Annotated in this window: 18 protein-coding genes; 3 read left to right on the top strand and 15 right to left on the bottom strand. The window is 49.1% G+C overall.

All coding sequences use genetic code 11. The annotated features are described in order from the left end of the window. Positions 1–110: 110 nt before the first annotated feature. The 8 genes from NMU02_RS04705 to NMU02_RS04670 form a co-directional block, all read right to left on the bottom strand. Entirely contained in the window at positions 111–407 is a 297-nt protein-coding gene (locus NMU02_RS04705) for a hypothetical protein (RefSeq protein WP_255026126.1), read from the bottom strand. Between the two features lie 18 nt (positions 408–425). Beyond that, positions 426–1,091, bottom strand: coding sequence for an Lcl domain-containing protein (locus NMU02_RS04700; protein ID WP_255026125.1), 666 nt, complete (start codon positions 1,089–1,091; stop codon positions 426–428). Positions 1,092–1,098: 7 nt separating this feature from the next. After that, positions 1,099–2,802, bottom strand: a complete 1,704-nt coding sequence (locus NMU02_RS04695; protein ID WP_255026123.1) for a DUF4906 domain-containing protein — start codon at positions 2,800–2,802, stop codon at positions 1,099–1,101. Between the two features lie 424 nt (positions 2,803–3,226). Next, positions 3,227–4,948 carry a fimbrillin family protein gene (locus NMU02_RS04690; protein ID WP_255026122.1) on the bottom strand — a complete coding sequence of 574 codons (1,722 nt, stop codon included), beginning with the start codon at positions 4,946–4,948 and terminating at the stop codon, positions 3,227–3,229. Between the two features lie 9 nt (positions 4,949–4,957). Further along, positions 4,958–6,283, bottom strand: a complete 1,326-nt coding sequence (locus NMU02_RS04685; protein ID WP_255026120.1) for an Lcl C-terminal domain-containing protein — start codon at positions 6,281–6,283, stop codon at positions 4,958–4,960. 596 nt (positions 6,284–6,879) lie between these two features. Next, positions 6,880–7,065, bottom strand: coding sequence for a hypothetical protein (locus NMU02_RS04680; RefSeq protein ID WP_255026118.1), 186 nt, complete (start codon positions 7,063–7,065; stop codon positions 6,880–6,882). A gap of 76 nt (positions 7,066–7,141) precedes the next feature. Beyond that, the gene (locus NMU02_RS04675; RefSeq protein ID WP_255026117.1) at positions 7,142–8,041 is read right to left on the bottom strand and encodes a FimB/Mfa2 family fimbrial subunit; all 900 of its coding nucleotides are present in this window, start codon (positions 8,039–8,041) and stop codon (positions 7,142–7,144) included. A gap of 138 nt (positions 8,042–8,179) precedes the next feature. Further along, positions 8,180–9,127: a hypothetical protein gene (locus NMU02_RS04670; RefSeq protein ID WP_255026116.1), complete on the bottom strand. Its 948-nt coding sequence runs from the start codon at positions 9,125–9,127 to the stop codon at positions 8,180–8,182. Here NMU02_RS04670 and NMU02_RS04665 point away from each other — a divergent pair. Further along, complete coding sequence (locus NMU02_RS04665) at positions 9,105–9,383, top strand: hypothetical protein (protein ID WP_255026115.1); 279 nt, start codon at positions 9,105–9,107, stop codon at positions 9,381–9,383. The genes NMU02_RS04670 and NMU02_RS04665 overlap by 23 nt on opposite strands. Positions 9,384–9,540: 157 nt before the next feature. On the opposite strand, the gene NMU02_RS04660 is transcribed toward NMU02_RS04665, so the two are convergent. The 6 genes from NMU02_RS04660 to NMU02_RS04635 all read right to left on the bottom strand — a co-directional run bounded on the left by NMU02_RS04660 (position 9,541) and on the right by NMU02_RS04635 (position 17,492). After that, positions 9,541–11,112 (bottom strand): DUF3868 domain-containing protein, encoded by a 1,572-nt coding sequence (locus tag NMU02_RS04660; RefSeq protein ID WP_255026113.1) that lies wholly within the window; start codon positions 11,110–11,112, stop codon positions 9,541–9,543. 14 nt (positions 11,113–11,126) lie between these two features. Next, positions 11,127–11,726: a DUF3575 domain-containing protein gene (locus NMU02_RS04655; protein WP_255026112.1), complete on the bottom strand. Its 600-nt coding sequence runs from the start codon at positions 11,724–11,726 to the stop codon at positions 11,127–11,129. 18 nt (positions 11,727–11,744) lie between these two features. Continuing rightward, positions 11,745–12,206: an RrF2 family transcriptional regulator gene (locus NMU02_RS04650; RefSeq protein ID WP_255026111.1), complete on the bottom strand. Its 462-nt coding sequence runs from the start codon at positions 12,204–12,206 to the stop codon at positions 11,745–11,747. A 548-nt stretch (positions 12,207–12,754) separates the two neighbouring features. Beyond that, a complete protein-coding gene (locus tag NMU02_RS04645) occupies positions 12,755–13,600 on the bottom strand; it encodes an AraC family transcriptional regulator (RefSeq protein WP_255026110.1) in 846 nt (281 codons plus the stop codon). A 499-nt stretch (positions 13,601–14,099) separates the two neighbouring features. Next, a complete protein-coding gene (locus NMU02_RS04640) occupies positions 14,100–16,877 on the bottom strand; it encodes an AAA domain-containing protein (protein ID WP_255026109.1) in 2,778 nt (925 codons plus the stop codon). A gap of 288 nt (positions 16,878–17,165) precedes the next feature. Beyond that, entirely contained in the window at positions 17,166–17,492 is a 327-nt protein-coding gene (locus NMU02_RS04635) for a DMT family transporter (protein ID WP_255026108.1), read from the bottom strand. 149 nt (positions 17,493–17,641) lie between these two features. Here NMU02_RS04635 and NMU02_RS04630 point away from each other — a divergent pair, with 149 nt between their 5' ends. Next, positions 17,642–18,205 (top strand): Crp/Fnr family transcriptional regulator, encoded by a 564-nt coding sequence (locus NMU02_RS04630; RefSeq protein ID WP_255026107.1) that lies wholly within the window; start codon positions 17,642–17,644, stop codon positions 18,203–18,205. A gap of 67 nt (positions 18,206–18,272) precedes the next feature. Here NMU02_RS04630 and NMU02_RS04625 read toward each other — a convergent pair whose 3' ends face one another. Continuing rightward, a complete protein-coding gene (locus tag NMU02_RS04625) occupies positions 18,273–18,668 on the bottom strand; it encodes a hypothetical protein (protein ID WP_255026106.1) in 396 nt (131 codons plus the stop codon). Between the two features lie 145 nt (positions 18,669–18,813). Here NMU02_RS04625 and NMU02_RS04620 point away from each other — a divergent pair, with 145 nt between their 5' ends. Further along, positions 18,814–20,817 carry a radical SAM protein gene (locus NMU02_RS04620; protein WP_255026105.1) on the top strand — a complete coding sequence of 668 codons (2,004 nt, stop codon included), beginning with the start codon at positions 18,814–18,816 and terminating at the stop codon, positions 20,815–20,817. Positions 20,818–21,083 lie beyond the last annotated feature (266 nt).

Raw genomic sequence — 21,083 nt, 5'->3', positions numbered from 1 at the left:
GTTGTCTCCCGACAACTACGAGGTGTACTTAGGTGTTCTTGTCGCTTCACCCGCCAGACCGGCTATTTTTCAGTATCTTTCAACGGTTATACCGGCTCTTTTCCCCGAAATCAGTTCCGTACACAAAGCCGTATATAGTTATCGCTGACGAGCGTACAGAATTGTATGAGACCGCGATTGTCGAGTTGCTCTATGGTAACCGTAACGCCTGGGAGGCAGAACGATACATCGGAAAATACCAGTTCCGACTTCTCGTATTCGAGAGTAGGCATCAGCCCTTTCAGGTTTACAGCCGACTGGGCGTATGCCTTCCACATTCCAGTATAAGGCTCGAGAAACAGGCATATATCGGCTCTATTAGTCATTTCGTGCCGTATAATCTCCAGTATAATTTTCAAGTTCGTCATATCTTTCCCGGGTTATAATCAGTAATCGCTAACGCAGCGCGCACGATACAAACGGCTTTTCGGTAGAGGTTTCACTTCAAGTACATTACCGAAATTTACCACCCAGACATTTCCCGCATCCTCTTCGGTCGCACTCCAATAGAGTGAATTGTTCATCATATTAGCGGAATATATCTTATTTATACCCTCTTTGAGCAACCATATCAATTGCAATTCGCGCTGGGTAGGCAACCTCCAGCTGCGGTTTCCCGTGGTCAGTCCCCGGCAACCGGTTTTGGCCGCAGTATTCGTAAATTCAGCGTTAATATCGTTGTTTCCATTATCGAAACCCGATGCGTTCTGCCAGTTAATGCTGTTTTGAACATCGGCCGGAGCCACGATAAACCGGGCCGAGACACGGCTGTTGACATCGATATTGCCGCCATTCCCTTTGCCTACCTGGTGGCGTATGGTCGCACCATTCTTCATCAGTACGGTACCCAGCGGCCATATCGCTCCTTCGGGCATGCCGTCGGCATATACGACGGCTACGTTACCGGTGATGTTGTCAACCGTTTCTTTCTTTACATACTGTGCGGCGGCGTCGATACCCACACACAGCCATAGGGCCGCCGCACACAGGGCGGTGATGGCCCGGTGCCCGACACGACGGCGCATTGTCTTGAATTTTATTTGTATTTCCATCGCTTGTCTATTTATTCAGGGTACGCATCCCCCTTACGTAATGATGAGAACTTTGTACCGGCTCGAGTTTCACCTCGCCCCGGATCGAGATCGTATAGGCATTTTGGCGTCCGGCATCGACGGTCGACGACCAGTACACCGGCGACATGGTAGGCACATAAGCCGCGGCCGAAAGCCACGTACCCATCAACTGCGCGATAGAGGGCAGGTACCAGTCGGCCGCAGTATATATATCGGAGGTTATATTTCCGTTGAGTCCCCGGAAAGCGGTATACGCCGCCGGGAAATAAGCGGGAGATACGTAGCCCGCCACGGCGGAGGTATTGGCAAAACCGTCGGTCAACGATCCCACGTTTATCGACGGCACCGTTGCGCTATTCGTGTACCAGCGCATGGAGGTGCTGCCCGCATCGGCGGTTGCGGCAGGAGCCGCGGCATCCGATGCCGTTACCTCTACCCTTTTTTCGTAGCGGAAGGTGACGGCTGAAGAACTGGAAAGCTCCACCTCGCCTCCCGTTGCATTGTAAGCCTTAAACTGCCCCCCGAAATAGCCGGGGATAAATTTTATCACATGGCTGTCTTCATCTGAAATACCTTTGAGACGAATCGTATATTTAAGATGATAGTTACCGGGCAGACTATAGTTCTCGGCGAAATTCAGCCCGAGGTTGATATGGTACATCACCATGTCTTTTACCACGCCTTGATTATCGCGGTTCTGGCCCACGATCTGCAAGTAAGAACTTCCCAAGGGAGCGTTGGTACGACGGTTGTAAAACGTCGTGCCGGGCACGTCGGGCTGCAGGTTTACCGGTACGAAGGCCGAGAGAGCCGGTATAATATCGGTATTCAACACCGTTTTCAACGGCAGGGCGTAATAGGCCTTCGAACCCGCTCCGCTAAGGTCGGGAAATACCGCAAGGCGGCCGCCCATAATATTCACGTAACTCCTGCCGGGAAGACTGGCCAGCGATACGTCCCAGACATTGAATTTGCCCTTTACGTCGGCGCCGGTCACCTGTATGTCGAAATCGAGTTTCGACACCGTGCGCAGCAATACCACCGAAGCCTGTATTACGCTGCCTTCCTGCAGCGTAAGGTCGCTCTGTCCGCTCATCACGATGAGATCCTTCGTCCCGTTAGTGAATAAGGGAAACATATTTTCAGATTTAGCGGGGCTTCTCTCGAAATTCATATCCTGCAAATCGCTATACGTAGAAGTATTCAACACAAGTTCATCGAAATAATCGCTCGGCACGTTGGTAATCACCACGATGCGCTGTTTCGCCGGCTGTTTGAAAAGGGTTACGTCGGCGGTAGTAAGTTTACCCCCCGGACAGGGATAATACACCCGTTTTTTCAAATGCGAATCGGGCTGTGTACCGTCGAACTGCAACACATGATATCCCTCCACATAAGTATCTACCCCTTCGGGCACGGCGCGGGTCGCCGCGGAAGCGGCGGTATCGGGTACGGCCGATATTTCTACGTCCATAACGTCAGAAGACGCCTTTACCGGAGGCATAACCTCAGCACCGCGCGCAGTTGTTCCCGTCAGCGATCCGTAGGGAGACAGCCCGAAAGAGAGCTGCACGGTTATCGGTTCGCCCGTTTCTCCCGAAACAGGTGTTCCGGCATCGGGGACGAGTTCGTCATTGCAACCGGCAAACAGCATTGCCGCAAAACAAAGACTGATTATTTTTCTGTTCATAGGGTTGTTTTTTATTGTTACTTTATTTCTTGTTGCCTGCGGGTAATCGCCCCTTTGTCATTCATCACACCTTTCGACCTCCCGATGATAGGGAATCCAGCCGGCGGAACGGTCTATGCGTTCGGGGATTACCGTAGCGATAAGAGCTTCCTCGACGGATGCGGGGTTAGCCTTTCAGGGTCTTTTCGCGAGCGATCGCCTCTCTTATGCCATAGAACGTTTCATAATATACAAGAAGAGGACGGTTATACCGTTCGATAAAACCGGGGGTATAACCGATTCAGGTTCGGATACCCGCCCATCGGGGTTATTCGTTACACCGATATAGCGCGCATTTCCCCGGGTATCGCTCACCCTGTATTACCCCAATATGTCTGGCGCGAATTTCCGCCTCCCTATTGTTTTTGTCTTTTGTCATCTCTTCTTAATTATCCCGCACACAGCGTACGCTCGCCAATGTAGTTTTCTTGTCGCGGGCATCGAGGTATACACGCCTCAAGGGAGGATCATCCGACTCCCTTCCGAATGCGGTCCAGGCTGTTGTCGGGCTGGCTTCGGTGGCCATCCAGAAGGTTTCGGTATCGAGACTGCTGCCAAAATTCAAATTATTCCACACCGTATTCAAAGTCATAGTATAAGAGGCGACGACCATACGGAACTCCGAGGCCCGGGGCAAGCGCCAGTTGGTGAAACCGCCGCCCCGGTATTTGCGGCACAATTCTTTGGCGATGAGCGCCCCGTCGGCTCCTTCCCAAGGTACCGGTATGGTGCTTACATTCTCCTGGGTCATAAAAAAGTCTGCCGACGGTGGTTCGTCTTGATACACATTCTTATCGCCCTCGAATGTTCCCCAACCGGAATATTTCGATGTATGTTTCTTCGACCCGTCGATATACATCCCGTTGTTGCCGAGGGCTACCGTAGAAAGCCAACTCTCGTACAAATGAGCGGGAGTAACATATCCGGTGGTAGGGAAATTGCCCCATGTAAAATTACTGATCATGTCCCGTGCGCCGTTCAGCCGTATCCCCTTCACGCCGGAGGGCGGTATGCCGAAGTCCCCATCTCGGTTGACGGTGTTCCAGTCGGTAAGGATGAGCCGCATGGCCGTATTGTCGTACACCACGTCGTAGGTATTTATATACCCTTGCGCAAACCCGTAGTAGTCTTTTCCGTTACGTGCCTCGTGGTTGAGGTGGTTGCGCCGCAGGGGAAATATCTTTTTCTTACCGTTAATCGTGAGTGCGATTACCACCGTTTCGTCTTTGAGCGTGTCGCTCATAAAGGCCGGTACGAAAAAGTCGTAGGTTTGCTTCGTCGTAGACGAAAGCGCAACATTCAGGCCGCTGTACGAGAGCGGGCCGGCCTGAGAGCGCAGCCCGGGATGGGCGGCCCCCGACACCGTATCGCCCGTGGCGGGGTCGATATAACCTTTCCGCTTGATCCACACGTCGCCCATGTTGTCGAGAGCAACCTGAGAGAGTGTGTGCGTATCTTTGTCGAGCGATTTGGTCACGTTTATCCGGATATGGGCGAAGGCATGCTTCAGTCGCAGACTTACCTGCTTTTCGTTTGAAGGAACTACGTAGGTGGTGTCGCAATACAGGTAATCTTGCTGTGTAACATTATTCAGGTTACCCCTGAAATCGAAGGGAAAACCGTCGATACCAATCCCGACAGGGAGACTTTTTCCGTCAACAGGGCCGTAGTAGGTGACCCGTATCGTTTTACCGGCGTAGCACTGGGGTGTGACAGGCCCGGTAACACCCGGCGTTTGAGGATAATATACCCATTGTGTATCGTCTAAAATTTGGAACGCTTTCACCAGCAGTTCCCGGGAGCCGGGAAAGACATCGCCGCCCCCGGGCGACTGCTGTATGATCATTCCCATAAATCCCAGATTACTATTACCCAGATTTTCGGGATTTATCGGATTTACCCCCTTCGACTCCACAGGAGGCGGTGAAGTCTCCCCCGCCCCGCTTACCGAAGCCGAGAAACGGAGGGGAACCGATTTCCCCGGGGCGCCGGTACCGGCGCCGGAGTCGTACGAGAAGTCTTCTACACACGAGCCGGCCGGCAAGAACAGCAGCGTTACGAGCGCGGCGGCAAGAAGGTGATCGAATATTTTTTTCGTGTTTATCATATGCATTGCCTATTTAATCGTTTTACTCGCGGGGTTACTGTTCATTTGCCGCACGCAACGTACCTTGTTCAGTTCCATATTCTTATGCCCTTCTACCATCGCCCGGCCGTTGCCGTTGGTATCGAATTGGAAAGTATAAGCGTAGGGCGAATAAGAGTCGCGATAGTCTGGGCCTTCGGTAAATTCGGAATTACTCCAGTAGCGGCCCTGCATAGGGACGAAGCCGGGCTCGGCCTTTAACGCCGCGTGGTTGAAGTAGATATATACCAGTTCGGAGAGGCGGGGCAGCCGCCAGTCGAGGAATCCGTCTCCGTAATAGTTTTTGCAGAGGTCTCGGGCGGGGAATTTCCCGTTGTCGTCTTTCCAGAGAACCACGTCGCTCCCCTGATCGTCGGTAAGGTCGTCGCCGGCCACCATAATATCGGGGTACACGCCCTCTACATCGAGTGCGTTCTGCAAAGAGGTGTACAGGTCGCCGTTATAAGGTTCGGGCCCTCCCTGTTGCGCCCAGAAGTTTTTCGACTCCCCGGTAAACTTATTGTAATCGTAACCGTAAGTATAGCGTACGCGGCCATTCCATACTTTTGTTTTTTGTTTTACCGATACGGTTTTCGGGTAACCTGTATGTGTAGCAGAATTGGGAGTTTTATCGTCTGTAATCACGCCGCTCGTTACCGATCCGTTATAACCGCCGTACACCATACGGAAACCGATAATGGCCTGCGGATAGTCTTCTACACCGTCTTTCCAGGGCTCCACCGATACGGCGTAGCGCAGGTTTACCGGCTTGCTGTTATAGGCCTCGTCGGCCGTAGGCAATCCGGAGGAGGTGATATCGGAAATCGTGAAGCGGTAGAGGTTGTTGCGCAATACGCTGAAAAGAGAATTACTGCCGGTCTGCGAAAAGTCTACCCGGTAATAAGTATCCTGCGTATCGTCACCGTAACGTCCGCCCACGATAATCGCCATGCGCTTGGTATGGTCATCGTCGAATATGGTGCCGCTCATCGCGAGCTCGGGCAGGAAGATGCTGTTTTTACAATAGGTATTGTTAACGATGTCGGGGTTGGGCGCGGTAGTGCTATAGTTGAAAGTAGTTTCGCCGGAGCTCACGTGCGTGGCAGCTTTTACCTGAGGCACTCCGTCGGTGCCGAAAGTATAATTGCCCGGAGCCGGGAAATAGGAGTATTCATCGGGAACCTTACGTATCTCGATGGTTTTCATTTTAAATTTAATACTGCCTTTATTCCACGTATTGTCGGTGCCATTATACGTACCGATGCCGATATCGACGCGGGCGACATTGCGGATGAGTTTGATATTCGTAATGTCCATGCCGTCTCTGATCTCGACCGGCTGGTCGTTGTTGGCGGAGCCGAACATGGGAACGCCGTTGGCGGTATAAAAGGTAAGGGTGCCGTTGATTTTACCGCTGGTCCAGATCGAAGCCAATACTTGGAAGTATGGTTTCCCCGTGAGGGCGGCGGGCAGGAATTTTTCGCGGGGGACGTTGGCGAGCACGTAGAGATTGTATTTTTCGCCGGCGTTGCTTTTGAGCAGATTCACTTTATATTTTCCCGACTGCGAGTCGGGCACGCCTTCGGCCGCACGGCGTATCGTACCGTTATAAACTCCCGAGGTGTACACCTGCAATACGTAGATATTTTTGATGGATTCCTGATCGGCCTCGGGAACAGCAGCCCGGGAAAGAGACATCGGCCCGGCGGAAGAAACCGACAGGGTTACCAGCGTCGACTCGGGGTCGACGGGCGGCGTATCGCAGTCGATGTTTTCGAACTGGCAGGCACCCGGAAACAGAAAGAGCGGAAGGAGTACCGCCAAGAGTACCGTTAGCGGGGGTCCGCCGAATATTTTCCGCGTCGGGATGGTATGGAGTTTCCACATATCGTATCGTATATAAATTAATTTTCCTATATTTTATTTTTAAAGTCATCCTGAGTGAAACGCTCCCCATTCAAGCAATCCCCTTCACCCGGATTCCTGTTATCATCAATCATCTCATCCCCTATCCCAGGGAACTCTCCTGCCGGACGAGCCGGCGTCCTCATTCGGGCGGCTCTTCCGCCCTCACAACTCTCAAACTTATCAATCGCCATAAATCATCAGCAACAGGATTCCGAGTCGTATGCGTTTCACTTCATTCAGGATGACAAAAAACAATTTCTAACCTCTTTACAAATATTCTTTCCAGACGTAAGTGTCGCCCCAGCCGGTGATAGCGATCTGCACATCTACGTTGCCGACGTAATTGAGCAACAGGTTCAACGTTTTACCCACCTGGGGAACGATGGGGCGGCCGGCAGAGTCGGTCGTGACGCTCTTAAGCAGCGTGCCCTCGTGGTAAAGTTCTACCGTGAGGGGAGCTCCGCCGGCGGTAGGAAAGAGGTTGAACGAGGGAACGATAAATTCGTTTTTAGCGTTGAGGCTACCCTGTGGGGCATACGCGGCGGGGGTTCCGCTGAACCGGCCCGTAAAGTCTACCCGGCTGGGAGTCTCGTGCACCACGACCGAGAATTTTCCCGAGGTGGTACCGGCCAGCAAGGTAAAGCCGCGTACGGTTATATTCATCGACGCCACTTTGCGCGATACCGGTAACTTGACGATATCGGTACGGCCGGGCGTACGGTTGTTTTCTATTTCGAGGGTCCCGAAGAATAAATCGGACGGAGACCGGTAGGTATCGGCCGCTGCGCGGCCGGTTGTTTTTTGCAGGCTGACGAAACCCTTGGCGAGGGGGTCGCCCGGCTTGAGAGCGGTAACGGTAACCGGGGCGTTTTTTACGTTTCCCCAGGCGACGCAACGCAAGGTGGCGGTAGTACCGGGGTAATCGAGAATGATGGTACCGTCTTTATCGGTGCGGATAATATCGAGCAGCTTGTCGTTGTCGTCGTAGACATACAGGCTGATGTCTTTAACGGCGGTTTCTTCGCCGGGGGCGTCTACTTCTACCTTCATGGAGATGCCCCGGAAACAACCGCTGAGATCGTCGGCGATACAGCCCGTTGCCGCCAACAGGGTAAGCATACCGATTATGCCACCGTATATAAACCTGTATTTGCTGCCGTACTTCATGAGATTTGCTTGTATTAAATGATTCTGTAATGGTTTTTCCCGGGGGCCGCGGAACCAGCCGCGGCCCGTGAGGAAAAACTGATGTTACCGGCGGGCGTTACCGCCCGGTGCGGATGAGAGATACCGAAAAGTCCGGCATTAGTTCCATGTTTTGTTGATCGTCTTTACATCCCAGGCAGTGGTTTCTACGGTAACGGTTACGTTGGCGTCTACCGTCGGTACGGTCGGGGTATCGGTACCCGGGTCACCACCTTCGCTGAAAGGCAAGAAACTCTGGTTGATACGCAGAGATACCTGGTAGTTCTTCCCGGCCACGATGGGTTCCTTATCTACCCCGTCGAAGTAAACGACGAAATAACGAGTCACAGGTTCTGCAGGAGGAGCAAGTACCTTATTCCACGAAACCTCGATTACGAGAGCGGTACCGTTGTCATTGATCAAGTTGTTGTCGAACACGTACCAGTGAGCCTGGTTCTTGAGTTCTTTACCCGTTAACGAACCACCACCGGCTATATCGGTAGGCGTAGGAATCGAGGAGAGGCCGAAGTAGACATCCTGAGTGTACTCGGGGAATTCATTCGGATTGTTCCACGGGGCCACACCCCACGGTTTGAAACCACCGAAAAGACGGCTGGCGTCTTCGATGTATTTAACAGGGGGAGTTGTACCATCACCAATAGGGAAGAAATGGGTATTGGTCTGCGCCTTCATCAGGTAAACACCGGTAATGGTAAAGTTGGTACCGTATTCACCCAACTCAGCCGTATTGGGCCAGCTCACGCTCACAAGGTCGATACGTGCGCTCACATACGACATCTTCACGGTAACCGCACCGTTGTTATCCGCATCAAAAACAATATTATCCGTCGACATACCGGCCATATACACCTTAGCATCTTTCTGTTTATTCAGGTGGTCGAGACCGGTCACAGCCGCTTTCAGGGTGGCGAGGCTGTTTACGTTCTTAAAAATACCCGTGAGGGTTTCGTCCTCCCCGATATTGGCGATTACCGCCACCTGCTGGGCATCGGTAGTGGTGGTAAGCACGGCATTGTCTCCGGTCATGGTGGTATACACCTTGTTCACCAGTTTGTTGCCGTTTAAGAAAAAGACGGTAACGTCGTTAACCGTAGCGTTTTGGGTATCGATAGCGGGATCGATCTCTCCGGGTACCTCGGCTCTCGAGCCTGCGCCCGAGCCTTTCAAGGTGAGGGAAACGCGGGCGGCCTCGCCTTTGCCGATCTCCCCGCCCTTGTCGATCACCTCGTCGGTTTGCGAACAACTTACCAATGCCGCTATCGCGCACATCGATAAAAATAGATTTTTTACTTTCATTCTTTAAATAAAATTGGTTATTAAAATAGATTGATTAAAATGTGTCTCTCCGGTCGCGGCGACCCTCGGTAACATGTATTCTTTACCGGCTTGCCGCAACGGCGACACGTACCGGGTGATTTTTTCTCTTGCATAGGCTTATCTGTTTCAGCGTTAAGTAAGGTTTATCTTTTGCGGCGCCCCTTCGCGGCATTTTCGGCGGCGGGGGGAGCCGGTTTATTTCCGGTGACGGCGTCGAGGGCGTCGAGGTTCTGCCGGGCGGCCTCGAGTCCGGCCCGGGCGGCTTTCTCGAAATAGGGCCGGGCCTTGGCGGCGTCGCGGTCGCGCAAGACGAGCAGCAGCCCCATGGCGTTATCGTAAACCGACTCGCCGGGTACTACGTCGATACGGTCGAGGTAGCGGGCCGCGCTCACGTAATCGCGTCGCGAGAGGGCGGCGACGGCGGCGTTGATATTGGCGATACGGTCATCGGGGAACATGCGCACGGCCGTCTCGAAGGTTTCGTTATATTCGTCGCTGCCGGCGGGGTAGCTCTGCGCCACGGCGAAGAACTCGGCCAGGCTGAGGTTTTGCGGACGCTCGAGGGCCTGTTGCCGGGCCTGCGGCAAGTCGAACGAGGCGACGGTATAATCTACTTTCACCACGGTACGCCTGAGGGCGGGGAAAAACTTGCGCAGCATATAGCGCCAGGGATCGCCCCCGTCGAGGTCCATAAGTACTTTTTTACGGGAGATATTGCGTACCTCGTCGATGGAGTCGGGCACGTAGCGGATAATGGCCTCAACCGATTCTTTCCCCTTCATGCGGGAGTTCTCGACCAGCGAGAGCAGCTCGGCCCAGTCTTCGCCGCCGAAACGCACGTCGTAAATGGCGGCGGGAAAGGCATACCGGCCGGTGAGGTAACCGGCGAGAGCGCCGGCACGCCGCTCGGAGAGCGAGCGGTTGATTGCGCGGGAGCCTTCGGGCGAGGCGTATCCGGTAATGGTAATGCGGTCGGGGTGTACGTAGGAGTCGCCCGAGAGTGCCGAGAAAATACTCGAGACACGGAAAAGCTCGTCGCGGTTATTGCCGTAAGCGGGATCGAGTCTGGCGCTGCCGACGGGAAAATCGAGGTAAGCCACGCGGCTGACGGTGCGCTGTTTCACCGCCTCTTCGCCGGGACGCAGGTAGGCGAAATGGGGAGTAATAAGGTTGCCGCCGTGTACAATGACGACTTTACGGCCGCCGCCGGTTTCGCTGGGCGCCATGCTCACGTTGGTCTCGCGGGACTTACCGCAGTTGCAACCGACCACTTTCAGGTCGATGCGGGCGGCGTCCATCCAAGGTTGGTAAGCCACGGCCACGCGGTAGTCGAGCGAACGCATGCCCCGCTTGTCGTCTTGCAACACCCGGAAGGGGGCGTCGTAGCGGGCGGCTTCCCGCTCGCGGGGCGACATGAGGGCGAGTTTGCGCTGATAGGCTTTATAATTGTTTTTCCCCCGTAACGACACGGCGGGCAGGGCGAGCGTGTCGCGGCCGGCCACGAGAACGGGGATGTAATCGGCGCTTTCGTCGGAAGCCACGTTTTTGCCCAGCACGGTAAGGTGCATATCTACGTAGAGCGAGTCGCCGGCCTGCGAGAGGCCGTTTACCTCGACGGCTACGTTACCCTGACGGATAAGCGTTTGTCCGGCGGCCTCCCCTGCGGTAAAGAGGGCTGCAAAAACTCCGATCGTGTATAGTAATTTCCTTTTCATAATGTAAACAGCGTTTATTTAATGATATATATGATCGAAAGAGCGGCTTTGGTGGGACCGAAATAATGCGAGCGGTTATGACCTTTTTTCTCGGCGCATTTCTCGCAGCCGAACTTGTTGTAATCCATATAGGCGTATCCGAGGCCGATAGAGGCCTCGAGACTCCATCGCTTGCCGAGAATCCACTGGTAACCGTAGCTGACGCCGAACCCGCTGATAAAGCCTTCGTAGCGGTATTTGGCGAGTCCGTTGGGAGCGACGGCGGCCAGAACTTGCCGGTTACCGAAGGTAAACGGCAGCATGCCGTTGAAGTTGAACTGCCCGGCCAGGGCGTGCAATCCCCAGAAATGTCCCGAGAAGCGATCGCAGGTCCACCAGCGCAGCTCGGGTTGCAGGAGCCAGTGTTTCATCTTCCGGTTTTCGGCGTAAGTCCAACCGTTATAGTTTCCCGAAACGTCGAGGGTGACTTTGCGCCCGAGCGCCATTTCTACCCCGAGATTGATCGTGGCGTTTACATCGTACAACAGATTCGATTTCAAGGCGAGTTTCTGGGCCGGAACGGAGACCGAGCCGAGGAACAGTGCGAATATGAACAGGTTTTTAAGTAGCTTCATGGGTGTACGTGTATAATTTTACTTAAATTCGAGTCCGAGGCCGGTACGCGCGAAAAGACCGTTTCCGGTACGCGCGAATTCGGCGACCGAAACCGAAGCCAGTTTTCTTTTACTGTAAGTGAGCAACCCGTCGAAGAGACGGTATACGGCGCACTCGCCGCTGTTGCCGCAATCGCAGTTGAGGTCTTTTATCACTTCCCGGCAGCAGGGAACGCTAACGCTGCCCTCGAGGGCGGTAACTACATCGAGCAGGGAAATTTCGGACGGGTCGCGGGCGAAGATAAACCCGGGCTGCTTGCCGCCTACCCGGCTCTGCAAAATTCCCGATCGGGTAAGTTGGCGCAGGGCCGGCATGAGCGAACGCACATTCATATTATAATGAGCGGCTATGGCCTGGGCGTTGAGGTAAGTACCGCTACCGAAGGCCTCGGCCAGCAGCCGACAGGCAATAATCCCACATCTTGTAGATACCAAAAACATAATTATCTCTCCTCTACGTTATTTACGGCATTACCTTCTTTCATGAAATACACCGTAATACTGTATTTGACTAAAAAAGAAAAAGAGATGAACTTTTCGCGATACGACGCCCCGGGAGGCGTATAATCTGCTAAAATCATCTCTGGTGTACCGTCCGCTGATTCTGCCTATGGCAGTCGTACGGTACTACATCTTTTTTTACTTATTGCAAATCTACGGGTGATTTTTCGATATTAAGTTATCCAAAACAATCAAAAAATTATCCAAAATTAAATTTACGCAAATTTTCAGCATTTTTTTCGATGAAAACAGGAAAATGCCTGTTTATCGATACGTCTTTGTCGTCGCGAGCGCCCGTTTTTTATCAGGAGTGGAGGGAAGAACGGCAGGGCTTTTCGTTATCTTCCGTCATCGGGAGCGGCCGCAAAGGATTTCCTGATGGCCGCCGCCCCGGGCAATCGCCCTACTCCTTGTCATCCCCCCCCGCTTTTGTCTTGTCGGGCGTGAACGAAACCTCCCCTGATAACGGTCACCTGCGGGGAATCGCCTTATTCCTTTTCAGGCCGAGCCGCGTTTTCACGCACGTACCGGAGTAATTCCCGGGGGGCGCATCCGAAATGCACTTTGCAATACCGGTTGAACGAGGCCGGTGTGGAAAAGTTGAATTCGTTGATGATATCTTTGATGCGCACGGTAGGGAAACTAAGCATGGTGAGGATACGGCGGTTTTTCTGTTTGAGCAGCCAGGAATAGGGCGACTCGCCGAACTCGGCGCGGAACTTGCGGGCGAGGTCGGAAACACTCATGCCGGTAAGTCGGGCAAGCTCATCGCGGCTGGTAACGGTATCTTTATTTTTGAGTACGATACTTTTGAAATCGACCCGGTAGCCCATGATGGGATAGAAAAGCCGCACCAGTTCTTCGCGGGTATAGACGGCGCGCAGCAGAATGAAAAGTTCTTTTTCTTTGATCTCGTGCAGGTGGACACAATTGACTCCCGAGGAAAGATATACCTGCAGGAGACTCAGGAAGAGATCGATCGGCGGACGCACGGCAAGCGGACCGAAACCGGGCTCGACATCTTTTACCTCTTTGAAATAATTCTCGAGCATGTATTTGTCGCAAAACGAGATGTGATCGTGCGTGAACGAAAGACAGAGATAACGAACCTGACGAATCACCTCGCAGGTATAAGACGACGAAACAGGGATGAAAACGAACTGTCCCTCATCGACGAAAACGGTTTCTTCCCCGTCGCGGGTGATGCTCGCACTGCCTTGCAGGATAAAAATAAGACGGTTGGTATCGAGCGGATGCCCGTCGGTATCGAAACACTCGCCCCGAAGAGCGGAACCGGTAGAAAAGCCGGTTTCGGAATCGGTTTTGTAATTCATGCACGTAACGTGCTCTTTTACATAATTAAGTTGCATACAATAACGGGTTATGGTCGGCAGCCCTTCACCTCCCCGCGCGGCAAACTTAGTGGATACGGATATCACGAATTCATCGGGAAAATCCTCTTTCTTGCGATTGCCTATTCATCGATTTTTGCGGTCTTTCCGTATCTCCGTACGTGACGGCCGGATCTTCCGCATTGTAAACTACCTGAACTGTTATATATTTATTAATATGGCGAAAATAAAAAAAAAATTCTTTTTTTACTATTTTTTTTCCATTTATATTATTTCATCCTTGTTTCGCCGTGAATAAGCCGGGTCGTGTAGAGCGGTGCTTGTCATGTCGGGCGCGAGCGAAACATTCCCCGATGTCGGGCACCTCGGGTAATAGCCCTACCGTCCTTACTATTTACAGCAGGCAATTCCCTCATCCCCGCTATTGGCTTTCCCGGCCCCCGGGTGAACCGCTAAGTAGGCTCTGCCTCCTCTGATTTGCTCAGGATATAACCCCGGCAGGAATTTGGGAAGCAAGCGAATCTACGATTTTGTTTTCTTCGCCGCTACCGACTGTCGACAGCCGTAAAAGAGGAATACGGTATAATTGAAAAATATGATCTTTCATCTTGTCGCGCAGGTGCTGCTGCGTCTCGCAGTTATGATAAAAGTAGCCGTCGGTTTCGATACCCAGAACAGGCATTTTGCTAACGCGATTGATCAGCAGAAAATCGACATGCGTTCTGTAATTGGACACATAGTTTTTTTCGTCCTCACTCAGCAAAGAGTTGTCTTTGATGATATTACGCAAGGGAACATGACAAACCACACTCAGATGATGAAATTCGCGATGCTTTTCGAGAATTTTCTGTATGAGGGCAAAAGTTAGGTTTTCAGAATCGTATTCGGACACTTTGGCGTGTCCCCGGATAAAGGAGAAACGCTGCCGGGTGTACTGGCTGTACAGATAATCGAAAACAGAATGTATCTTGCTCTCGGTAACGGTAAAATTATTGTACGCGATGTAAGACATCAGTTCGGTTATATTCCCCTTCAACTCTTGTTCATTGCCCGAAACAACCAGGCAAAACCGGTCTTTGGCTCTCGATACGGCCACGTTCAACAGATTAGGGTCGTCGCTGAACGGGGTAATCTGATTATCTACGACACTCATGATAATCGTATCTTTTTCTCTTCCCTGAAATTTGTGGACGGTAGCCGCCTCGAAATCGGGCAATTGACGAGACAACTGTTCGACCTGCGCATTATAAGGGGTGATAATACCGACATCGTCCCGAGAAGGCAGACCGGGAAGGACTTCGTTTTTGATAACGTCGATTTCACGTTGGTTGTAATGACTGCGAGCATGATTTCCCGGAGAAGTGAGAACGGCCCGCATCGTATCGGGCTTATCGTCTTCTTCGGTCATAATGAGCAGACTACCCCCATAAAATTTCTGATTGCAGAAGTTGATGATACGCGGATGACAACGGTAATGTTCCCGAAGCAGCGTTTGCGGTACATCGGGCAAAATATCGCATACCGATTGCAGGAAGCTGTTGTCGGCACAATTATAGCCCGGAGGGATGTCGTACCGCTCTGCAATGACATTCAGTTTTATTTTGTCTTCTTCGGTAACTACGTTCGGGATTTGCAGGGTATCGCCCACGATAACGGCATTTCGGGCACAGGTGAGCGCCAAGGCACCGGTTTCGACAGAAACCTGAGACGCTTCATCCATAATAAGATAGTCGAAAGCGTCGTTCTCGGGTAAACAGAGACGTGAAGAAAAAGTAGTACTCAATACAACGGGATACTGCTCTTTTAAGATTCCGCTACGTGTACGCAAATCATCGAGCGACGAAAACACGTGTCGATTTGTTTTCCCATACTTATCGTATAAGGCGGCCCGAAACAATTGCATCGACAGGTCGGTGAGTCTGCCGGATTCGGCTTTGGCATCATACATCTTCAGTTCCGCCATCAGATCGGTTATGAGTTTGTTGAGTTCGTCTATTTTCCGCAGGTAGTAAAGCGCCTGTAATTCGGTAATAATCGCTTGAAGATTGAACTTATCGAACTTCGATTTCAGTCTCAACCGATACTTTCCGATCCGATTCATCCACCACCATTTAATCGCAGCCAAGATTTTTTGCACCCACCCATCGGGAGAGATACTGTCGTTCTCGGCATAGGCCTGAAATTGCAGCCACAAGTCGAGAATATACGACGACTTCAGATTTTTAGAAAGGTCGTATGAGGAAAAGTCCGTATTTTGTTCATTGCGAAAATGGTTCCACTCCAACTCGACCTCTTTGAGTTCCTGCTTTGAGAGTGCGAGTTTCTCCTGTATCGCGTAAATCTTGTCGAGTCGGGATAAAGCGTCACTTATCCCCTTCCGGTTCTTTCCCTTATCCCACGTATTTAATTTCCAGTGAAGCAACTCCTTCGGCAAAGGAGGCTGGTTAGCGATAAAAGCTTCCTTGTTTTCCTTCTTTCCCAAGGGAGCCACGATAAAACCGAGACCGGATTTATCGAGTTTATCGAGGACATTTGTCGTAGCCGAATTATTATTGGAAACCACCAACACGGTCTGCTTCTTTAGCAAGATGTTGGCAATGATATTGAGGATGGTTTGCGTTTTTCCCGTTCCCGGAGGCCCTTGAATGACACTGATCTGATTTTTGAAAGCACAGACAACAGCTTTCTTCTGGCTGGCATTGCATCCGAAAGGAAAGATAAGGTCTGAACTTTTATAAGATTTTATTTTTTTCCCGGGATTCAGATACGGAGCAACGGCCATTTGATTATCGATAAAATCGATCCCCCGATAGAGTTTATAAAGAAGGCCGTTTTCAGATTTTCCCTCTTCCTTACCGAGAATGTTGGTAGCGGCAACCGATTTCAGGTATTCGAACACCTTGCCAGATTTCCGATCGGAAAGACAGGAGGCTTTAACGACCAACTGCCCATCGATGAGGTCGCGAGTATAACCGTTGGTATGCACCACATGCCAGTAAACCCGGCTCTTATGCCTGAAGGCAAGCACTTCCTTTAAATCGAGGATGAGACGGTCGTCGATAAAAATACGATTCTGACCGATATCGATACTCTCCGGATCGGTGAGACATAAAATTTTATCGCTACTGTATCTATAAGTCTTGTATGAATTGTTAAATTTTACTCGATACCACTCCTGCCCCTCACGGTAAATATTTTCTATCTGTGAGGTTCTGTTCTCGCCATCGATTAATATAAAATTTTTAGAGGTATCTATCATCGCAACTCTTATTTTACGAACGGAAAGGTTAGCGCTACCGGCAAAACCGACCTCCCCTCCCCGAATATTTCTCTAAAACGATCTCTCTGCCATAATGTGATGCCTTATTTTTCGTCTCTGTACCTGAGATACCATCGATTTTCGAGAGACGATTTTACAATTATACGCATAGCACCGGAAAACAGCCGGCAGGATGAATTATCATAATATATGTAAAGATATGATTTTTTTGTTTATTATCCATCGGCAAAACAATAAACCGTGAAAAAAATTATCACTCTTATTTTCTCAAGCCGATACAAATTTGAGGCCGATTACGGAAGCAATGAGCGTGGCTATGAAAAAAAGGCGGGCAAACGTAACGGGTTCTTTGAAAAAGAATATGCCCACGAGCACTGTCCCGACAGCTCCGATTCCCGTCCATACAGCATAAGCGGTACCGACCGGGAGAGTTTGCACGGCCTTGGCCAGCAATGCCATACTCAGGGCAGCAGAGACAAAAAAAGAAACCAGCCAGAGATAAAATACATATCCTTCGGCATCTTTCGTTTTTCCGAGGCTGAATGTCATTCCGATTTCAAAAAGACCGGCGACTAATAATAAAATCCAGTTCATTTTTTATTATTTGAATTACTAACGGTAGCAAAATTGAGAAAAACAAACCGGTTGTCCTTTTACATTTGATAAAAAAGTACGGATAACCGTAAAAAACGGCATTCTTTTTTTATTTTTGTTTTATCTGATACGACTGATAAGCTATAACAATGGATATACATACGATTATAAATCATATCTGCCCTATACCCGAAAAATCGGAAAAATCGCTGATCGAACACCTTTCGCAAGTTACCTACCCCAAAGGTTACCGGCTGTTGCAGGAAGGCAAAACAGAAACAAGCATTTATTTTATGGAAAAGGGAATCGCCCGGGCTTACGCCCCGATAAACGGAGAAGAAGTGACATTTTGGTTCGGCGGCGAAGGCGCTGCTTTGGTATCGCTAAAAAGCTATGTAAACGACGAACCGGGATACGAAACGGTAGAACTGATAGAAGACGCTTCGCTTTATGTGCTGAGAAGGGAAAAACTGTATGAACTTTTTGAAAAAGACCTGCACATCGCCAACTGGGGACGCAAATTTGCCGAAACCGAACTGGTAAAAGCCGAAAAGAAAATTATTTCGCTACTGTTTCTCGATGCAAGCGAACGATATAAAGAACTATTGGAAAATACCCCCGAACTGCTGCAACGCATTCCGCTGGGAAACATCGCGTCGTATCTGGGCATAACACAAGTAAGTTTGAGCCGGATACGAGCAAAGATAAAGTAAATGAAAATACAGAAAGAAATGTGACCGGTACCGTAAACAGAAAAAACTGAAAGCCTCGGGGCAAGACTTATTGCCGTGTAGCCTTAAATTCTCTCATTTTTTGAAGCAAAGTCTGCCGTTTAGCCCCGCAAACCCCGATATATTCATTTTCTTCGTAAATGGCGTATTCATCGGCAAACGGTTTACGAGCCAACCGATAATTGATCTCTTCGAAACGGGCATTTAAATCTTCGAGACTTTTGGCAAGAAACGTAATGAACTCATTTATAAATCCGTCCCGATCGCGAAACCAGATGGATGTATCATCGAGAAACAAAAGATAACTTTCGCTCCCACCGACCAGATTTTGCATTTTATATATGCTTTTAAACTCTATTCCGCTGCCTTTGAGCTGCGCTTTGAATTTCAGACCGGTTAAATCACTAAGAATAGTATAAACCTTTTCGCCGTAGTCGGGAATCATAATGAACTGTTTTTTTTATTGACATAATAACAAAGATAAGAAAATGCACGAGATTTATTATAGCAAAATTTAAAGATTTAAAAACAAAATATTACATTTGTAATATAAGTTATTTTTGTGCGAATCCCCAAACCGGTACCATACCATGAGCTGGAAAAGTATAGTTACGACCCTAAGAGACTGGCTGATGTTTTTTATAAGCATGAGTAATTACGTAATAGGCTATATAAAGAATAGTGATAACAGTATCGTTTGGTACCTTTTCGCCACTTTTTTTCTGATTCTCTGGTTGATTTACTACCTCATTTATGTAAAGAAAATATTACATCCGAGAGGTGTTTTCTCGGTCGCCGCCATTATCGTAGACGACGATAACAACATTTTGCTGATCGAAGATGATAAAGGATTTCATATGCAGCCGGGATCGTATTACAGAACCAACCGCCCCAGATTGTTAGGAAAACTGGAGACTCCTTATTGTAAAATACTCAATACGATAGAAAAAGAGACCGGCTTACAGGATATCGACATAGAGTTGATCGACTTGTCGTACTTCGGCGAGAAAAAAGAATATACCCTGAAAGAGGCACTCGGCAAAGATGTAAAAAAACTGCATTTTTACGATAAATACCTGAAACATACGATCAGCCCCCCGCCCTTTTTTATCATACAGGAATACGGAAACAACAAATCTTCGCAAGAAGAATTCCACATCGCAATGTATTACGGATTTAAGTTGAAAGAAAAAAAGAATACCGGGAAAAATATTTCGTTCAGGAATATTTCGGAATTCGAATCGATGGACGTATACAGAGACCTAATTTACGTTTACAATCGATTTATCACGATTTATAAAAAAACGAATTACCCGACTTTCAATATACGGCTATGTCGCTTCAACGACAAAATAAAGACGGTTTGCTGGCGGTTGACCGACCATTGCTCGGCACATTGTCCACATTGCTTTATAAATACAAAACTGAATACCGAGCCGGTTGCCGTAAATATAGATTTTGAAAGTTTATACACGAAAATCGCCCGCCATCGTATAGAGAAACTGATTATTTCGGGCGGGGAACCGTTTTTGATCAGCAATCTACCGGAAATCGTGGAAAACGTAAACGACTCTCCGATAAAGAAATTCTCGATATGTACCAACGGTATAAACTTCGATCAGCAAATAGATTTGATAAATGAGATAAAGAATTATAAAAAATTCGATAAATTCGTTATCAGCATAGAGGCTTATAACAACAAAAAATATCGTGTAAACAAAGGGATAAAAAATGAACGGTCGTTTACTATGGTTCTGGAATTTTTACATAAATGCCAGTCGCTGAATATACCTTTCAACGTAAATGTAATAGGAAATACGTTTTTCCTCTCGAATACCGAACGGTTTATCGATTTCTGGAGAAAAGAAAAAATAGAAAACATTACAATCTCGTTTCCTGTAAAATCGGAGGAGAATACCAAAACCGATTTGTTACGGAAATATCAGGAAATCATCGATGGGCAACATGGAGACGTTTCTTTTTTAAAAAGTCTGGAATTGATTATGCCTGTTTGTGAAGACTCGAACTGCCCCAGCGGTACCCATATTTTCTCGATAGACAAAAACGGAATTTTCTATCCTAAGTGTGTAGATCTCATCGATGAGCGCAACCCGCTCTCGTTCGTTACCCGGGAACATCAGCGGCGCACCGTGGAAACTCATGTAGCCGGAATATGTATAAAAGAGGAGAAAAATCAAATGTATATACTAATCGCCCGCCGAAAAAATACCCGGAAACTTTACCCCGGACTATATGAAGGTTGCGGCGGCCAATTGATTCAGGGCGAACTGTTTACCGATGGTGTAAGACGGCATTACAAGTGCGAAATGGGAGTTTCTGTCGACGTAATGCAAGATATACACCGGTTTTATTATATCTCTCCCGAAAACGAACCGACGATACCGGGTATCGTGTTTTTGTGTAAATACCGCTCGGGTGAACCGAACTCGGAGAATCACACAGACATACGCTGGATAACTATCGACGAACTGAAAAACATGAGCGATACTCTTTTTATACCGGGAATAAAAAATGAAATAACAACCCTGACAGAAGAGTACGAGAAAAAGAAAGGAGTCGTTAAACAAGCATAGGAAGCCTTTTATATGGGTTCCGTTTAATGAATAATAATCCGAAACTTCATTCGAGGCAAATAATAAGTTTTTAGATAACTGCATGCTGTTTTTGTTTTGCGAATAAATTTAATAGTTTATTTACATTTATAAAACATTCTATTTAGAAATTAAACAATACGTAAAAATCATATTATTGAATTTGAAAAAAGAAAAGGAATATATTATAGTAACCGCTTACTTATTTCCTCATTAATAACTATATTTGATACTAAAAAAGATTGTAT

This window comes from Coprobacter tertius (assembly GCF_024330105.1).
Classification (GTDB): domain Bacteria; phylum Bacteroidota; class Bacteroidia; order Bacteroidales; family Coprobacteraceae; genus Coprobacter; species Coprobacter tertius.
This window is presented reverse-complemented; position numbering and strand designations above follow the sequence as displayed.

Bases quoted from the DNA above. Each gene is read 5' to 3' on its own strand.
- NMU02_RS04625 (WP_255026106.1), bottom strand. From the start codon at position 18,668: ATGATTCCCGACTACGGCGAAAAGGTTTATACTATTCTTAGTGATTTA.
- NMU02_RS04620 (WP_255026105.1), top strand. From the start codon at position 18,814: ATGAGCTGGAAAAGTATAGTTACGACCCTAAGAGACTGGCTGATGTTT.
- NMU02_RS04665 (WP_255026115.1), top strand. From the start codon at position 9,105: ATGGTGGTATACACCTTGTTCACCAGTTTGTTGCCGTTTAAGAAAAAG.
- NMU02_RS04650 (WP_255026111.1), bottom strand. From the start codon at position 12,206: ATGTTTTTGGTATCTACAAGATGTGGGATTATTGCCTGTCGGCTGCTG.
- NMU02_RS04635 (WP_255026108.1), bottom strand. From the start codon at position 17,492: ATGAACTGGATTTTATTATTAGTCGCCGGTCTTTTTGAAATCGGAATG.
- NMU02_RS04690 (WP_255026122.1), bottom strand. From the start codon at position 4,948: ATGATAAACACGAAAAAAATATTCGATCACCTTCTTGCCGCCGCGCTC.
- NMU02_RS04705 (WP_255026126.1), bottom strand. From the start codon at position 407: ATGACGAACTTGAAAATTATACTGGAGATTATACGGCACGAAATGACT.
- NMU02_RS04685 (WP_255026120.1), bottom strand. From the start codon at position 6,283: ATGGACATTACGAATATCAAACTCATCCGCAATGTCGCCCGCGTCGAT.
- NMU02_RS04645 (WP_255026110.1), bottom strand. From the start codon at position 13,600: ATGAATTACAAAACCGATTCCGAAACCGGCTTTTCTACCGGTTCCGCT.
- NMU02_RS04675 (WP_255026117.1), bottom strand. From the start codon at position 8,041: ATGAAGTACGGCAGCAAATACAGGTTTATATACGGTGGCATAATCGGT.
- NMU02_RS04695 (WP_255026123.1), bottom strand. From the start codon at position 2,802: ATGAACAGAAAAATAATCAGTCTTTGTTTTGCGGCAATGCTGTTTGCC.
- NMU02_RS04680 (WP_255026118.1), bottom strand. From the start codon at position 7,065: ATGGCGATTGATAAGTTTGAGAGTTGTGAGGGCGGAAGAGCCGCCCGA.
- NMU02_RS04640 (WP_255026109.1), bottom strand. From the start codon at position 16,877: ATGATAGATACCTCTAAAAATTTTATATTAATCGATGGCGAGAACAGA.
- NMU02_RS04700 (WP_255026125.1), bottom strand. From the start codon at position 1,091: ATGGAAATACAAATAAAATTCAAGACAATGCGCCGTCGTGTCGGGCAC.
- NMU02_RS04660 (WP_255026113.1), bottom strand. From the start codon at position 11,112: ATGAAAAGGAAATTACTATACACGATCGGAGTTTTTGCAGCCCTCTTT.
- NMU02_RS04655 (WP_255026112.1), bottom strand. From the start codon at position 11,726: ATGAAGCTACTTAAAAACCTGTTCATATTCGCACTGTTCCTCGGCTCG.
- NMU02_RS04630 (WP_255026107.1), top strand. From the start codon at position 17,642: ATGGATATACATACGATTATAAATCATATCTGCCCTATACCCGAAAAA.